Annotated in this window: 11 protein-coding genes; 5 read left to right on the top strand and 6 right to left on the bottom strand. The window is 63.1% G+C overall.

The genetic code is table 11. From position 1 onward, the window contains the following. Positions 1 to 28 precede the first annotated feature (28 nt). Complete coding sequence (locus BN32_RS20155) at positions 29 to 919, top strand: NAD(P)-dependent oxidoreductase (protein ID WP_040427094.1); 891 nt, start codon at positions 29 to 31, stop codon at positions 917 to 919. Between the two features lie 15 nt (positions 920 to 934). Here the strand turns inward: BN32_RS20155 and BN32_RS20150 are convergent, their stop codons facing one another. Next, on the bottom strand, positions 935 to 3,769 hold the full coding sequence (locus BN32_RS20150; RefSeq protein WP_019196200.1) for a bifunctional transaldolase/phosoglucose isomerase: 2,835 nt from the start codon (positions 3,767 to 3,769) through the stop codon (positions 935 to 937). Between the two features lie 293 nt (positions 3,770 to 4,062). On the opposite strand from BN32_RS20150, the gene BN32_RS20145 reads away from it, so the two are divergent. Both BN32_RS20145 and BN32_RS20140 read left to right on the top strand, forming a co-directional pair. After that, positions 4,063 to 5,112, top strand: a complete 1,050-nt coding sequence (locus tag BN32_RS20145) for a YeeE/YedE family protein (protein ID WP_019196201.1) — start codon at positions 4,063 to 4,065, stop codon at positions 5,110 to 5,112. Between the two features lie 101 nt (positions 5,113 to 5,213). Next, positions 5,214 to 5,684: a DsrE family protein gene (locus tag BN32_RS20140; protein WP_019196202.1), complete on the top strand. Its 471-nt coding sequence runs from the start codon at positions 5,214 to 5,216 to the stop codon at positions 5,682 to 5,684. Positions 5,685 to 5,690: 6 nt separating this feature from the next. On the opposite strand, the gene BN32_RS20135 is transcribed toward BN32_RS20140, so the two are convergent. The 3 genes from BN32_RS20135 to BN32_RS20125 form a co-directional block, all read right to left on the bottom strand. Further along, positions 5,691 to 6,800, bottom strand: coding sequence for a YeeE/YedE family protein (locus tag BN32_RS20135; protein ID WP_019196203.1), 1,110 nt, complete (start codon positions 6,798 to 6,800; stop codon positions 5,691 to 5,693). 72 nt (positions 6,801 to 6,872) lie between these two features. After that, complete coding sequence (locus BN32_RS20130) at positions 6,873 to 7,250, bottom strand: ArsR/SmtB family transcription factor (protein WP_019196204.1); 378 nt, start codon at positions 7,248 to 7,250, stop codon at positions 6,873 to 6,875. 34 nt (positions 7,251 to 7,284) lie between these two features. After that, the gene (locus tag BN32_RS20125; protein ID WP_019196205.1) at positions 7,285 to 7,740 is read right to left on the bottom strand and encodes a thioredoxin family protein; all 456 of its coding nucleotides are present in this window, start codon (positions 7,738 to 7,740) and stop codon (positions 7,285 to 7,287) included. Here BN32_RS20125 and BN32_RS20120 point away from each other — a divergent pair. After that, the gene (locus tag BN32_RS20120) at positions 7,727 to 8,470 is read left to right on the top strand and encodes a cytochrome c biogenesis CcdA family protein (protein ID WP_173405796.1); all 744 of its coding nucleotides are present in this window, start codon (positions 7,727 to 7,729) and stop codon (positions 8,468 to 8,470) included. The genes BN32_RS20125 and BN32_RS20120 overlap by 14 nt on opposite strands. A 20-nt stretch (positions 8,471 to 8,490) precedes the next feature. Further along, positions 8,491 to 9,078 (top strand): SoxW family protein, encoded by a 588-nt coding sequence (locus BN32_RS20115; protein WP_019196207.1) that lies wholly within the window; start codon positions 8,491 to 8,493, stop codon positions 9,076 to 9,078. A gap of 858 nt (positions 9,079 to 9,936) precedes the next feature. Here BN32_RS20115 and BN32_RS20105 read toward each other — a convergent pair. Both BN32_RS20105 and BN32_RS20100 read right to left on the bottom strand, forming a co-directional pair. Continuing rightward, positions 9,937 to 10,692 (bottom strand): hypothetical protein, encoded by a 756-nt coding sequence (locus tag BN32_RS20105; protein WP_152343910.1) that lies wholly within the window; start codon positions 10,690 to 10,692, stop codon positions 9,937 to 9,939. Positions 10,693 to 10,772: 80 nt separating this feature from the next. Then, on the bottom strand, positions 10,773 to 15,875 hold the full coding sequence (locus BN32_RS20100) for an apolipoprotein A-IV repeat region-like domain-containing protein (protein ID WP_019196210.1): 5,103 nt from the start codon (positions 15,873 to 15,875) through the stop codon (positions 10,773 to 10,775). Positions 15,876 to 15,888 lie beyond the last annotated feature (13 nt).

The following is a 15,888-nucleotide window of genomic DNA, read 5'->3' as shown; positions in this document are numbered from 1 at the left end:
CTAAGGCCAGTATGGATCGGTAAGCACCATGACCACATCCGACACTGTTGTCTTCGTGGGCCTCGGTCAAATGGGACTGCCCATGGCGAAGCGTTGCATCGCCGCCGGTTTCAAGGTTCGCGGTGCGGATCCATCGGCTCCCGCGCGCGACGCGCTTGCGGCAGCGGGCGGTGAGGTTTTCGCGAGCGCACGCGAAGCCGCAAAAGATGCATCGATCCTGATCACCATGCTGCCGGACAGCCGGATCGTGCGCGAAGTTGTGCTCGGCGGTCAGGGCGTCGCCGATGTTCTTGCGAAGGACGCGCTGATCATCGACATGAGTTCATCGGTGCCGGTCGATACGCAGTCGCTCGGCAACGATCTCGCGGCGCGGGGGATCGCGGTGATCGATGCGCCGGTATCCGGCGGCGTCAAGCGCGCCATCGACGGCACGCTATCGATCATGGCCGGAGGCGACGCCGCGCTGGTGGAGCGTGCGAAGCCGGTGCTGCAGGCCATGGCCAAATCGGTATTTGCCACAGGACCGCTTGGCTCCGGTCATGCGATGAAGGCGCTGAACAATTATGTCTCTGCGGCCGGACTTGTCGCGGCCTGCGAGGCGTTGCTGGTTGGCCGCCGCTTCGGTCTGCAACCGGACACCGTCATCGAAGTACTTAACGCGTCGACTGGCAAGAACAACTCGACCGACGTCAAGATGAAGCAGTTCGTGATCTCGGAGACGTTCGCGTCAGGATTCTCCCTGGCCCTGATGGCCAAGGATCTGCGCATCGCCGCCGACCTGTCGAAACTCGTCGGACTCGATCCGTCGAACGCGGAGACCATTGCAACGCTTTGGGAGAACGCCAGGGCTGCGCTCGAAACGAGCGCCGATCACACCGACATCTATCGGTTCATCGCGTCTGCGGTTCAGGATCGCTGACGCGCAGCCCAATGCCTATTTCAAGGCGCTTCGAACGGCCGCATCAATGGCCGCGAGGCCCTTCGCCACGTCGCCGGTGATGTGAAGCCGCAGCGCGCGGCGGCCGCGTTCCGCCAGCACATCGAAGTCGCCACGCGCCTGTGCCGCTTCGATGACGCCGAAGCTGGTCTTCTGGCCGGGGACGTCCAGATCGGCGGCGTTGTCCGCCGTGATTTGCAGAAACACACCGTTGTTCGGCCCGCCTTTATAGGCCTGTCCGGTGGAATGGAGGAAGCGCGGGCCGAATCCGACGCAGGTAGCAACGTGCCTGCTATCGCGGATCGTTATGCGAATGGCGTGTATCGCGGCGATGTTGGCGTCGCTGCGGTCGAGATAGGCGAGGGCTGCAACGTAGTCGCCCGTCTTGATGCGGGCGAGATGCGCCTTGAGCCATGAAGCCAGATCGCTACCAGCACCTGCTTTGCGCAGTGCGTCGGCGTTCGCCGCATTGGTGTAAACCGCAATCGTGCCGTCGGTTGCGACAGCAGTCTCGGCAGGCAATTTCCCTGATATCTCGAACGCGGACGTCAGCTCCCGCGTCTTGACCTTCGCGGCTTCGACATCCGGCTGATCGAACGGATTGACACCCATCACCGCGCCTGCAACGGCGGTCGCGATCTCGAACCGGAAGAATTCCTGTCCGATGTGTGGGGGGCTGGCCACGACAATGCGAATGACAGGATGTCCCGCGGCTTCCAGCACAGCCAGCGCGATCTCACGCACGTTGTCGCTGTCGTCTTTCAATCGCAGATCGATAAATACGCGGTCCTTGCCGTAGATCTCTGGCTTGCCGAGAGGTTCGCCTTCGAGCGGGATCAGCGCCTTGCCGTTCTTGCCAGTGGACTCGGCGATCAGTTGCTCGGCCCAGGCGCCGAAATCGGCGATGCGCTTCGACCCGGTCAGGGTGAGCTTGTCGCGGCCATGCCTGGCGGCAGCGGCGAGTGCGAGCCCGAGCTGAACGCCCGGATTTTCCGCAGGCGGCACATCGGGACCGCAGGAGCGTACCATCGCAGCGGCAAGACCTAGGAATTCTGCCACATCGATTCCGGCCGCCGCAGCCGGCACAAGGCCGAACGGCGACAGCACCGAGTAGCGGCCCCCGATGGTCGGCTCGCCGTGAAAAATCTGCGCGAAGCCGCGCGCGGACGCGGTCTTCTCAAGCGACGAACCGGGATCGGTCACCGCGACGAAGCGTTCGGCGGCCTTTGCGCCGGCGCGAACGAAGAAATATTCCATCAGCGCGTTGGGCTCGGTGGTGCCGCCCGATTTGCTCGACACAATGAACAGCGTTCTGTCGAGATTGATTGCGGCTTCGGTCCGCCGGATTTGTGCGGGATCGGTCGAGTCCAGAATGCGCAGCTTCGGAAAGCCGTCGATTTGGCCATAGGTTTCAGCAAGGACTTCCGGTCCGAGACTCGAACCGCCCATGCCGAGCACGACGACATCGGTGAAGTTCTTGCTCTTTACCCAACCTGAGAACGCAACATAGCGCTCGATTTCGCCTTGCCCGCGCGCCACGACATCGAGCCAGCCCAGCCATTTGCTTTCATCGGTGCCGGTCCAGACCGATGCATCCCGTGCCCATAGCGCGCGGATGGTGCCGTTGGCGCGCCACTGTTCCGAGAGGGCCCTGGCATCCTTCTCGATCTCCGCCGGCAGTTTGATGGTCTGCGCGTCGATGCTCGAACCGAGAATAGCGGCGCGCTTCTGCGCGACAGCGCCAAGCAGCTTGTCAAAGGCTTCTGCAAATAGCTTTACGCCGTCGTCGACCAGCGCTTCGGTGATTGCGTCGAGCGAGATGCCGCTTTTCGCGAGGCCGGAGAGCACATTCTCGGCGTCCGCAATATTTTCTTCGAGGCTGTCGCGCGGCTTGCCGTGGTCGCGGAAGGCATCAAGCGTCGCTGGGGGGACGGTGTTCACCGTGTCCTGGCCGATCAGTTCTTCGACATATAATACGTCGCTGTAGGCCTTGTTCTTGGTGCCGGTCGAAGCCCACAGCAGTCGCTGGACCTGCGCGCCCTTTGCCGCGAGCTTCTTCCAGCGGTCGCTGGTAATGATTTTCTTGTAATGCTGATAGGCAAGCTTGGCATTGGCGATGGCGACTTTGCCCTTGAGCGCTCCAAGCCGCGCGTTTTCATCGCCGCTGGCTGCGGCGATCTTGCCGTCGAGCTGACTATCGACCGACGTATCGATGCGGCTGACGAAGAAACTGGCGACGCTGGCGATGCGCTTAGGATCGCCTCCGGCCGCGACGAATGCTTCGAGGCCGGAGATGTAGGCTTCGAGGACTTCGGCATACATCTTTTGCGAGAACAGCAGCGTGACGTTGATGCTGATGCCCTGCGAGATCAGAGCCCGGATCGCCGGTACGCCCTCGCGCGTCCCGGGCACCTTCACCATCAGGTTGTCGCGGGCGACGCTTGTCCAGAGCCGCCGTGCTTCGGCGATCGTGCCTTCGGTGTCGCGTGCAAGATATGGTGAGACTTCGAGGCTGACATAGCCGTCCGCGCCTTGAAGGTCGTCATAGACGGAGTGCAGCGCATCGGCCGCGCGTTGAATGTCTTCCACGGCGAGGGCTTCATAGAGATCGGCCACCGGCCGGTCGCGCTCCTTCAGGAGCGCAGAGACAGCTCCGTCGTACTCGTCACTTCCGCCGATCGCCTTCTCGAAAATCGAAGGATTGGACGTCACGCCGCGTACCCCGTCGCTGTCGACCAGCGCCTTGAGTTCGCCATTCGCGATGAAACCGCGTGCGAGGAAATCGAGCCAGATGGCCTGGCCGTGGGTCGTAAGAGCTTTAACTGGGTTCATACCGTCTCTGGGGGATTTAGCGGGGGCGGAAAGGGGGGCGTTTGATTTCATGCGGCCAGAATAGACCGCCTATGGGGCAGGATTATAGAGAGTGCTGCCGGAAGCGCGGTTTTTTGCTGAAGCATGGGAGAAGGATTTCCGCCTGGCGCCTCTCATAGTAGCAGGACTCTCTCCATTTTTCGCCGCGCGGGCAAGAATATCCTTAGTTTTTCAACGATATGGACCCCCAGCAGGCGGGCGAATAGATATTTGTTCTCCAGACGTCATCGATTGTAGGCAAGGAAAACTCCGTCATGCCCGGTATCCCGGTCTCCGCTGGTTTCGCGATTGGTCTCGCCTTCGGCGTTGTCGGCCTGCTCAGCGGCTTCTGCCTGATGAGCAGCCTGCGGGACTGGTGGACCGCCAATGACGGCCGCAAGGTTCGCAGCTACGCAGTCGCGCTGGCCGTTGCAATCCTCGGAACGCAGTTTATCGCGGGCGTGGGCTTCGTCGATATCGCCAAGTCGATTTATCTGCAGCCGTCATTCTCCGCGCCGCTGATTTTCGCAGGCGGTTTGCTGTTCGGCTTCGGCATGGTTCTTTCCAATGGCTGCGCCTCGCGCGCGCTGGTCCTGCTGGGCAAGGGCAACCTCCGTTCGCTGGTCGTGATCGCCATCATCGGCATCGCCGCGCAGATGACGCTGAAGGGGTTGGTCGCGCCGGCGCGTCTCGCGGTCCTTCAAGCCACGCAGACCACGTCGGCCGCCGTGTCCGCGCCGGCGCTGCTTGCCACCATGGGCATTGACGAGTTCGTGGCCCGCATCGCCGTGACGCTGATCGCGAGCGGCGCGCTGCTGTTCTTCGCATTCTCCGACGGCCAGTTCCGCCGCGCTTACGGCCAGATCGCGGCCGGCCTCGCCGTTGGCCTCCTGGTCACTGCCGGTTGGCTCACCACCGGCTGGCTCGGCGCCGATGAGTTCAACCCGATCCCGGTGACATCGCTCAGCTTCGTCTCACCGATTGCCGATTCGCTACAGTATACGATGCTCTCTACCGGCCTGACGCTGAGCTTCGGCATCGCGCTTGTTGCGGGCGTGCTTAGCGGCAGCCTTGTGACGGCGATTGTAACCGGGCGCTTCAAGCTTGAGGGCTATACCTCACCGAACCATATGGTGCGCTCGATCTCCGGCGCAGCATTGATGGGCATCGGCGGTGCGATGGCTTACGGCTGCTCGATCGGGCAGGGACTGACCGGCCTGTCCACACTGGGTATGCCGTCGTTCATCGCGGTCGCCGGGATCATTTCGGGCGCGGCGCTCGGCATTCGCGGACCAGTTGTGATCCCGGCACTCGCAACGCGTTAATCCAACCGGCGTTCACCAGAACGTTTGCCGCCAACACTTGTCGTTCCGAAGGCGCTCCTGCATTCTCCGACCGCGTTGTCGGCCGGAAGAGGCAAGCCATTATGAATCGCCGTGAATTGTTTTACTCAGCCGCCCTTGCTGCGCTGGCCTCGGCCGTTTCGCGTCCGGCTGCCGCACAGCCAAAGGCGGGACGCAAGCCTCCCGAGGACAAGCCGTTCGCGGAGCATTTCATTGCGCTGCAACTGTCCGACTCCGATCCGAAAAAGCAGCGGCTGGTCCTGAGCGTTGCGAGCAATCTTCAGAAGGCCTACGGACAGGACAAGATCGCCATTGAAGTGGTGGCCTTCGGACCCGGCATCGATCTCTTGCGCGACACGAGTGAGAATCGGCAACTGGTCGACAGTCTCATCACGCAGGGTGTTCGCTTCGATGTTTGCGGGAACACGCTCGACACCATCGAACACGAGACCGGGCAACGGCCGAAGATCAATCCGCACGCCATTGAGGTGCAGGTCGGCGTCGGGCACCTGCTGACCCTGAGCGAGGGCGGCTATACCATCGTTCGTCCCTGAACGTCGCTATTCCGCGGGATCGCCTTTGCCGAGCAGGCTGGCCCAGCGGCGCTGAATAATGTCGCGCGGCGAACCGTCGACCAGAATGGCGATCCCCAGCCGCGCCCCGACGACCATGCCGCCGATGGCGAGCGGCGCGGACAACGCCAGCACCGATCCCGCCGTCAGCCCCTGACCGATGGTGCAGCCGCCGGCAAGGATGCCGCCGACGCCCATCAGCACGGCGCCGGACAGATGCCGCCGCATCTCATGATCGTCGTCAAACGCTTCCCAGCGCAATTCCGCTGCGCGCCACGCGGCAAGCCACGATCCGGCGATGACACCGAACACGCTGGCGACGCCGAAGTCCGCGAAGTTCATTACATTCAGCAAACCCGCATATAATGCCTTGCCGACGGTGGAGACGAAGGTCAGGCTTTGCGGACGCGCCGGGCCTGCGAACTCGTCCACGACGGACACCGTGATGGTCCATCCGGCGACGATCAGAACGCCAAGAACGATTCCCGCAGATAGAAGCCGCGGTGCGCGCCGCAGCCGTGGATCGCGGAGAGCAAGCCAGCACAGTCCGGCACCGAGGACCACGGCAAGGACGGCGCGCGTGTCAAAGCCGAGAAATTGCGACGAGAGTGACGCGATATCGGCGCGCGTGCCGTCAGGCATGGCCAGCGACAGGGATTCCAGAAAATTGATCCGGAATCCGGAAAAGATTCCGCGCAGCGTCGCATAGGCTGCGCCGCCCAGAACCAGGACAACGACAAGGCTGCGCAGATCGCCGGTGCCGAGCCGCACCAGCGAACCGAAGCCGCAGGTGCCGACCATCGCCATGCCGATGCCAAACATCACACTGCCGATCATGATCGCAACCAGCGGCAACGCAGCCGGCGTGTAGGTCACGAGAGCCGGATCGAGAACCTCGCCGAGGATCAGGGCCTGTGTTCCGATAATGGCGATGCCGAGCGCCAGCCCGAACACGCGCAGCCGCCGGCTGTCGCCGCCCATCAGCGCATCCTCGATGGCGCCGAACGTGCACAGCCGCGCATGACGCACGGCAAAGCCTGCTGTCGCGCCGATGGCGAGGCCGCCGAGTGCTTGCATCCAGGCAGACATATTCTGCATGGCGTTTCTCCCAAACCGGCGTGACCTCTGGCCTTGCGGGCCGTGTCGCGTCCGCCTGCCGTTGCGGCAGGATTATTTCTTGTCCGCAGCCTCCACCGGCGCGCAGAAAATATCGTAGACCACCGAAATCACCCGGCGCACGTCGTCGTTGGCGAGGCTGTAGTAGATCGTCTTGCCGTCGCGGCGCGTATCGACCATGCCGTCGTAACGCAGCCGCGCGAGCTGTTGCGACACGGCGGACTGGCGCAGCGAGAGAATGTTCTCAAGCTCCGTGACGGACCGTTCGCGCTCGGCCAGCAGGCACAGCAGCAGCAGCCGGTTCTCGTGCGACAACGCCTTGAGAAAGTTGCTGGCCTTGCGCGCCTTGCGCATCAGCTGGTCGAGTTCGGGCGAATACTCAGCGCCGTCGCGAAGCTCGGTTTCCAGTTCGGATGAAAGGATCGATGTCATGAGCTCATCTTTTCAAACGTGGACTGAGATGTCGTCAGATTCGGTTGGGTTCGCGCGATGAGGGCCGCAGCTTCGCGGCCAGCGCGTCGAGCAATCCCCAGAATGCATTGTCATTGCTGTAACCGGTAATGCGCCCGATTTCGCGGCCGTTGTCGACGACCACAAAGGTCGGCGTGTAGCGGACCGGCGACGCGAGAACGATGCCGCTGGCTTTCTGGTTCTGGATATCGACGCGCCGCAGCGGCATCGCCTTGGCTTCATCGGTCCGCTCATAGAGCGCGCCGACTTCGCGGTCCCACCGCTGGCAGTAGATGCAGCCGGCCTGCTCGAACATGACGAGTTCGGCCGCCTGCGCCATCCCCGGCCACAGCACACTTGTTGAAAGTGCGGCTGCGGCGACGGTTTTTGCGAGCATTTGTCCAGACATGTGATACATATACACGAATTCGCATGTATCTACCAGAGCCGGAAAATCCGTGGTTTCTTCCATTTCCTTGATCGGGGCGCTGGGGGCGGGGCTGCTGTCGTTCCTCTCACCCTGCGTTTTGCCGCTGGTGCCGCCGTATCTCTGTTTTCTGGCGGGCATCAGCCTTGATGAACTGACGAAGGACGATAAAGCACGCGGCTGGCGGCCGGACTGGCGCGTGGTGGCGCTGTCCTTCGCCTTCGTGCTCGGCTTTGCCACCGTGTTTATCGCGCTCGGCGCTTCGGCCTCGGCGCTTGGCAAGACCATCACCGCCCATTTCGAAACGCTGGGCATCATCGCCGGCGTGATTATCATCATCCTCGGTCTGCATTTCCTCGGTGTGTTCCGGATTGGTCTGCTGTTTCGCGAAGCGCGGTTTCAAACCGTGTCGAAGCCTGCCGGATTTCTCGGGGCCTATGTCGTCGGCCTCGCATTCGCGTTCGGCTGGACGCCTTGCGTCGGGCCGGTGCTGGCCGCGATCCTCATGGTTGCCGGCGTCGAGGGATCGGCGGGGCGCGGCGCGCTGTTGCTTGGGGCCTATGCGATCGGGATCGGCATTCCTTTCATGCTGGCGTCGCTGTTTTCCGCGCCGTTCATGCGGCTGATGGCGCGGCTGCGCGGCCACATGGGCACTATCGAAAAGGTGATCGGCGGCGCTCTTGTGCTGACCGGTGTGCTGTTTTTGACTGGCGGCATGCCGCGCATCGCCGGTTGGCTTTTGGAAACATTTCCGGTGTTTGGAACGATCGGTTGACGCGACAGAGGGAGGCTCTCTTGCCCAACAACAAAAAACTTCTGACCCGCCGGCATGCCATTGCCGCGCTCGGCATCGGCGCCCTGAGCCTGCGTGCTGCGCCGGCCTCCGCGAAGACGACGCTTGGCGACGACGGGATCTACCATATGGACTGGTATCTCGAGAGTTTCCTTGATGTATCCGAGGATCTTGCCGGCGCGACTGCGAAAGGCAAACGCTTCGCGATCATGTGGGGCCTGAAGGGTTGCTCCGCCTGCAAGCGGATGCACGAGGTGCACATGCAGGACCCGAAGATCGAGGGATATATCCGCGACAATTTCGAGATCCTTCATCTCAATCATATCGGTGCGCGCGAGGTGACCGACTTCGACGGACGCAAGCGCAGCGAGAAAGCATTCGGTGAGACCTACGGCATCCGCTTCACGCCGACGATCCAGTTTTTTCCCGAGAAGGCCGATGGACTGGCTGCGTTAAGCGGGCAGGCGCGGGAAGTCGCCCGGATGCCGGGACTGCTGGAGCCGAACGAATTCCTCGCCATGTTCCGTTACGTGCGCGAGAAGGGTTACGAGTCGTCGCCGTTCCCGGAGTGGCTCAAGCGGCAGGCTTAATCTTTCTACAGGCGTGATCTTTCTATCCCTCCCCCTTGTGGGGAGGGTGGCGCGTTGTGAGCGCAGCGAACAACGGGCCGGTTGGGGGGCGACACGCTGCGTTTAGCCCCCACCCTGCCTCCGCTTCGCCATAGCCGATGCAAGGCATCGGCATTCTTTAGCGACCGCGGCCGGAGGCCGCCTATGCCTCCCCACAAGGGAGATGTCAGGCATCGTGCACTCCATTCAGATTCAATTTTCAAACAGCCACTTCCATACAGCCACGCGACAGTGCTCTCGCGCATCGATGCGCGAGGTGAGCTTTTGGTTCTGCCCCTCGCAACAATGAGGGGCATGGAGCGCCGCGAGGCGCACCTTGTCTCGTTTCGCTCCCGGCACCGCTTGCGAGGCGATGAACTCCGGAAGCGCATCGCCTCACGGCGCTCCATTGCGGCGATTTTGGGCGAGGGGAGCGTGCTTCCGGATGGGACGGGCGAACCCTGATCCGGTCAGCTTTCGCTGCCTTCATCCGCATCCCGTGCAGCCGCGAACGGCAGAGCCACGTAGTTGGCCCGGACGCTGACCCCAGCCTCCCGGACGACGTGTGTGCGAGACACGCGCGCGGGCGCCGCATCCTGCTCCGCTCTCAAGACGCCTCTAGAAAGCGCCCCTCACGAACAAGGTGATGGAGAATATATTCCTAAATCGGAAAATGTCAAGACAGAGCGTCATCGCGAGGAGGCGAAGCCGACGAAGCAATCCATTCTTGCTTGTTCGATCGTTGTAGCCCGGAGGAAGCGAAATCTCGCACGAACGGTGAGCGCATGCCCGGATTGTGCTGCGCTCTATCCGGGCCGGGCTACGCTTGCTATGGGCCAATTAGTTTCTGCTGAAAGCCAATTCTGGACCGATTGTTGACCCTGTTCTCAATCCGGCAGCTCTTAGGGCAACGGCGTTCGGGCGACCTGGCTTGTTCCACCAAGGTAATTTCCCCTCGATCCCTCGCGTTACCGGCTCGCCAAGCGGTCCGCCGAAATCGAATGGCCACAGGCCCACCGGTAACATTTCCAGCGACACACTCTGCAGGCGATAGCCTTTACCGAAACTTGTATCAATGTCACCGATATCGAGCACTTTCGCCGTGGTGGGCTCGTTCAAGTCAGTAAAGGTCACAAGGGTAGGGATGAGATTACCTTGCACCGGAACTTTTCCAGTGAGCTGCTTCACATCCTTGAACTGCACCTTTCGGCCTGCGGTAGCAAAGGCCTCCCTTGCGAGAGTACCTATCCGATCCTCTGAGCCATCCTTCCCATGCGCCAGAATTGCAATGATGTTCTTGCCTTCGCCCAGATCGAGAAAGACGGCATCGCCTTTCATGCCGATGCCGCCACCGATTGGACCGATGGAAAAATCGTCGAGATAGACGGCCATGACATTCGACGCCGACACCATGCCGTGCGGTGTGGCGACATTGAACGTCAGCCGATACTTGTGATCTGGCCGCGCGATGGTGGCCCAGGCGATAAAGAGCAGAAAGGCTGCAACGGCAGCAACGCGGAGCAATCTCATGGAGCCCATCCGAACTGGTTGCTTGATCTTGTAGCTGGCCAGCAAGCGACCATAGCCAAGTGTCACGAAGGAAATCCATTTCGTGAAACGAAAAAAGCGGAGGCTCGCGCCTCCGCTTTTCTTATGGTTGCCGAATGGTGTGTGTCTTACCCCAGCCGTCCCGCGGCGTGGGCGAGCAGGGTGTAGACCAGCCCGGTTTCCGACACGAGGTGGCTGCGCAGCGCCGCTGGTCCGCGCTCGTCGCGCGAGACTTCGTCGAGCAGCCGCTCGAACTCGTTGATGTAACGATCCACCGTCTGCTTGAAGTTGCGGTCGGAGCGATATTTGCGGGCGACCTCGTCGAACGCCTTCTGGCCGGCCGGCGTGTAGAGCCGCTTGGAGAACGCCTTGCGTTCGCCGCGCTGATAGCGATCCCACATTTCCGCTGCGAGTTCGCGCTCCACCAGCCGGGCGATGTCGAGCGACAGCGCCTCAAGCGGATTTCCGGACTGGCGCGGAGCGGCAGCGCCGCGGCCACGCGGGCCTTCGTCGGTGTCGGATCGGCTCAAGAGGTCCGAAAGCCAACCGTCGTTGTTGCGGTCGTTGCCAGCAGGGCTGACCGGAGGCGCTTCGGTGCGGCGCGGAGCGGGGTTGGCCGGGCCGAATTCCGGCGGCGGCAGGCTCGATGCGCTGGTGATGTCACGCGGGCGCGGTGCGGGCCGGGACACGGCGTCCTGACGTCCGCCTGCATTCACCATCGCAAGCTCGTCCTCGCGCTGAGCGGCGCGGCTGCCGGCCGTCACGACGTCGAGGCCCTTGCCGTGGCGGGCGACAATCCGGTTCAGTTCGGCGAGCGCCTCGATCTGGTCGACGATGACCTTGCGCATATGCGCCGTGCTCTCGGCGGCTTCCTGCGGCACTTCGAGAACGCCGCGGCGCAGTTCGGCGCGGGTGGCGTCGAGCTCGCTGTGCAGTTCCGATGCCATCTGCTTCATGCCGTGCACAATGGTCGCGAACTTGTCGGCAGCCTGACGGAACATGTTGTCCGCCTCGCGGGTGCCCTGTTCGTACAGTTCTGCCATGGCCTCGGAGGTCTGGCGGCGTTCGTCCTCGACGGCCATGCGGACCGCTTCGAACTGGCGGCTGACTTCGGCCGAGCTGGAGCCTGCGGTCTGCGCCACGATCTGCGCGATGTCGCGTGCCCGCGTCTCCGCAGCGGCGAGCGAGTCGTCGAGCAGGTTCGTGAAGCGGGAGAGGCGATCGTCGAGATCGTGGGTCCGCAGGTCGATGTTCGAGACCAGCGATTCCAGGATCGCGTTACGATCGGCGACGGAGTCGCCGGCGCGTTCGTTGCTCTTCTCGACCAGGGTCGCGGCTTCGGCCAGCGCGCGGCCGTGATGTTCGAACTGCGCAGAGAGGGCGTTGAGATTCTCCAGCGCGCCCGACGTCTTGGCGGTGAAGGTTCCGAGCTGCTGCTCCAGCGTAGCGGTGGATTCGCCGTTGCGGCTGGTCACGTCGTTCATCGTCGAGACGAACTCCGCCACCCGCGTCACAAGCGTGCGCTCCAGCGAGTTGAGGTTCTCGTGTGCGCCGGTGAGCACTTCCTGCAGCAGGATATTGCCTTCGCGCAGCCGCTCGAACAGGGCGAGCGTGTCCGTGCGCAGGATCTTGCTGGTTTCCTGCAGCTCGTTGATGGTCGAGGTCGCGACCTGACGGGACTGGTCGATCGCCGCGCGCGAGGTCTGGTCGATGTCCTTCAGCGACTTGCTGACGGCGCCGATCGCGATTTCGCTGGCGGTATTGATCTGGCGCGCCAGATCGGAGCTGTTGTTCATCATCGCAACGGTGAACGCGCCGCCATGGTTCTCGATCGACTTGAGCGCGGAATCCGCAGCGCTGCCGATGGTGGTCGAAATCTCGGCGGCCTTGCTGCCGATGGCATCGACCAGTGCGCTGCGCTTGCTGTCGACCAGCTGGGCGAGCTGCTCGGTATGTTCGCGAACGCCGTCGGTGATCGCCTCGACCTTGCCGTTGAGGGTCGAGCCGAAGCGGTCGGTGGAGACCGCGATGGTGCGTTCGATCTCCGCCGAGGCCGACTTGATCTGCGAGGTCGCGCCGGTCGACGCGACGGTAAGGGTGTTCTCGGCTTCGCGCGCAGCCATCTGGATGCTGCGCTCGATGTCGGTGGAGACAGCCTTGAGGCTGGTGCTGACGTCGCTGGAGACGCCGCGCAGATGCGAGCCCACCTCGCCGGAAATATCCCGGAGATGGGTGCCGACATCGCCCGTGATGCCGCGAAGCTGCGAGCCGACTTCGTTGGAGACGGTCTTCAGCTCGGTGCTGACTTCGCTTGAGACGGTCTTGAGCTGGTTGCCGACGTCGCTGGACAGCGACAGCAGCGACTGCTGGGCGGCGCGCGCGCCTCCCTGAACCGTCGCGGTGGTATCGGCCATCAGGCCGGTCAGCATGCGTTCGGCTTCCTCGACACGCGACTTGATCGTCAGCGACAGTTCGTCGGAGCGGGAGCCGATCGCCTCGGCGGCATGCTGGCCGCTGGTGGTGACGCGGTTGGCGGCAGCCTCGACGCGGGTATCGAGCAGATTCTCGAACTGCGCGACGCGTGCGCTGATATCCGAGGCGAGGGCGGAGACGTTGAACTCCAGGTTGTTCTGGATGTCCTTGACGCGGGCCGACATGGCGCCGGCCATGTCGTCGACGCCGCTGGTCATCAGGCTCATGACCTGCGCGCCACGGCTCTCCATCGCGTCCGCGATGGTCGCGGAGCGGTTTTCGACAACCGCCACGAAGGCCGCGGCGCGGCTGTCGAACGTCTGCACCACGGATGAGGTGCGGGTATCGACGATGTCTGCGAAGGCCGCGGTGCGGGTATCGAAGGCGTCGGAGACCGCGTTGGTCCGCGCATCGACGATGTCTGCAAAGGCCGCCGTGCGGGTATCGAACGCCTCGGTGATCGCGGCGGTGCGGGCATCGACCACGGTGGTGAAGGCTTCCGCTCCATTGTTGATCCGCGAGCTGATGGCGGCGGTGCGCGCATCAATGAGATCGGCGAACGCGGTGGTGCGGCCGTCGATGGTGTCGGTGAAGGCGGTGGTGCGGTAGTCGATCGTTTCCTTGAACGCCGCGGTGTGATTGCCGACCGTTTCGGTGAATTCGGCAGCGCGGGTGTCGAACGTCTTGGCGATCTCCGCGGTGTGGTTCTCCAGTTTCTCGGTGAACTCGGCGGCACGCGTGTCGAACGTCCTGGCGAGTGCGTCGGTGTGGGTGTCGAGTTTCTGGGTGAATGCAACCGCGCGGCTGTCGATCGCATCGGTGAAGGCGCTGGTGCGCGAATCCATCACCGAGGTGAAGGACGCGGCACGGCCGCTGACCGTCTCGCCGAAGGCGGCGGCGCGTGCATCGAACGATTCTTCGAGCGCCCTGGTGCGGTTCGTGACGGTCTCGTCGAGCGCACTGACCTTGCCGAGCAGCGAGTTGTCGAGATTGTCGATGCGTGTTTCAACGGCAGACTTGAAGCCGTCGAGGCTCTGGTCGAGCTTGGCGTGCAACTGGTCGCCATGCGAGGTGACGCGGCCGTCGAAGGTGTCGACATAGGTCTTGAGACTGTCGGCCAGGCCCTGGGTGTGTTCGCCCATGCGCTCGACGATCTCGCCGCCATAGGTCTTCACGGTGCGGTCGAACTCGGCGATGTGGCGGGTGATGAGAGCGCCCAGCGTGCCGCTGTCGCGCGCGAACCGTTCCGCCAGTTCGTTGCCCTGTTCCTTGACCAGGCCGTCGAACAGGCCGATCTGGTTGCTTAGCGTCTCGTGGGCGCTTTCGGTCTGGGTCATGACCTTCGCCACCAGCGTGCTGATGGTAACGTCGAGCGCTTCGCTGGCCTTGTCGCCGCTGGTCAGCACGCGATCGGCCAGCCGGTTGCCGGCTTCGTCGATCTGCTCGGAAAGGGTGGCGCCGCGCACGTCGAGTTCCGACAGCAGGGATTCGCTCGAATTCTTCATCGAGTCGAAGATGCGTTCGGTACGGTCCGCGACGCTTCGCACGATCTCTTCGGAGCGCGCCGAGATGCCGTCGACGATGGTGGTCGAGCGCTGCTCGAAATCACCGGTCATCTTGTCAAGGCGCTCGTTCAGCGCGTCGTGAACGCGGTCGGCGAGGTCCGCGAATTCCTCGTGGACGTGGCCGGTCTTGAAATTGAGGCTGGCGGTCAGCTTCTCGCTGGCGTCGAGCACGCTGGCGGCGGTCTGGGTTGAGGCTTCCTCAAGGCGATCGAGCAGGTCGCCGCCGCGCTCGCCGAGCGCGATGATCATGTTGTCGCCGGCGCTGGAGAGCGCGCGGGTGATGTGTTCGCTGCGCTCCTCGAGTGCGCCGGTGATGCTGCTCGCCACTTCATCGACGCGCGATGCGATGGCGTCGCTGATCAGGGCGATATCCTGACGCAGGTCGATCTGCACGCCGGAAATGGCATTGCGGACCTGCTCGGCCTGGCCGACGAGGTTGTCGCGCTGAACCGCGATGTCCTGGAGCAGGGCGCGGATGCGCACTTCATTGTCGCTGTAGGCGCGCTCAAGCGACGAGACTTCATTGGCAACGAGGGCTTCGAGTTCGCCGGCACGTGCGATCGCGCGTTCGACGCCGTCGCCCATCGCCGCGACTTCGCGGCGGATCGCCTGACCCACCGTCACGATAGAGCCATTGGCAATATGTTCGGGTTCGGAGAACCGCACGGCCATCTGCGCCATGGACTGGGCGATCATGCTCATTTCCTGGCTGCGCCACGCCATGCTGGCGAGGAAGTAGAACAGCAGCAGGGGGGCGACGAGAACGGCGATCAGACCGATCATGGCCAGCGCGCCGGCGCTGCCCAGGCCGGCAATCGATTCAAGCGCGGGCAGGAAGGCGAAAGCGAGGAATCCGACGCCTGCAATCCACAGGCCCGAGAACAGCGTGGCGACGGTATAGGCGTTGCGGCGCGGACGGCCCTTCTGGATCGCCTGGAGAATGTTGCCGATGGTCTCGCGGTCGTCGTTCGCGGGAAGGCGGTCGAAGACGGGAGCGCCAAGATCGTCGGCCGGCTGGCGCAGATCAGAACCACGGTTGTCAGGACCGCGGGTGGCGGCGCCGAGCGTCGGTTCGTTGCGCAAGTGGTTGTCCCGGCTGTGGTCCGTCTCAGGCAGGTCGCCGATGTTCAGAGCTTCCTGGATTGCCGAAAGAGCAACTTCGGTTGGATCCTTGACCTTCGGATTTTTGTCCATGTGTCCCGCACGC

The organism is Afipia birgiae 34632 (genome assembly GCF_000308295.2).
Taxonomy (GTDB): Bacteria; Pseudomonadota; Alphaproteobacteria; order Rhizobiales; family Xanthobacteraceae; genus Afipia; species Afipia birgiae.
The sequence above is the reverse complement of the archived record's forward strand: the minus strand, read 5'-3'. Positions and strand labels throughout refer to the sequence as shown.

Bases quoted from the DNA above. Each gene is read 5' to 3' on its own strand.
- BN32_RS20155 (WP_040427094.1), top strand. From the start codon at position 29: ATGACCACATCCGACACTGTTGTCTTCGTGGGCCTCGGTCAAATGGGA.
- BN32_RS20150 (WP_019196200.1), bottom strand. From the start codon at position 3,769: ATGAACCCAGTTAAAGCTCTTACGACCCACGGCCAGGCCATCTGGCTC.
- BN32_RS20145 (WP_019196201.1), top strand. From the start codon at position 4,063: ATGCCCGGTATCCCGGTCTCCGCTGGTTTCGCGATTGGTCTCGCCTTC.
- BN32_RS20140 (WP_019196202.1), top strand. From the start codon at position 5,214: ATGAATCGCCGTGAATTGTTTTACTCAGCCGCCCTTGCTGCGCTGGCC.
- BN32_RS20135 (WP_019196203.1), bottom strand. From the start codon at position 6,800: ATGCAGAATATGTCTGCCTGGATGCAAGCACTCGGCGGCCTCGCCATC.
- BN32_RS20130 (WP_019196204.1), bottom strand. From the start codon at position 7,250: ATGACATCGATCCTTTCATCCGAACTGGAAACCGAGCTTCGCGACGGC.
- BN32_RS20125 (WP_019196205.1), bottom strand. From the start codon at position 7,740: ATGGAAGAAACCACGGATTTTCCGGCTCTGGTAGATACATGCGAATTC.
- BN32_RS20100 (WP_019196210.1), bottom strand. From the start codon at position 15,875: ATGGACAAAAATCCGAAGGTCAAGGATCCAACCGAAGTTGCTCTTTCG.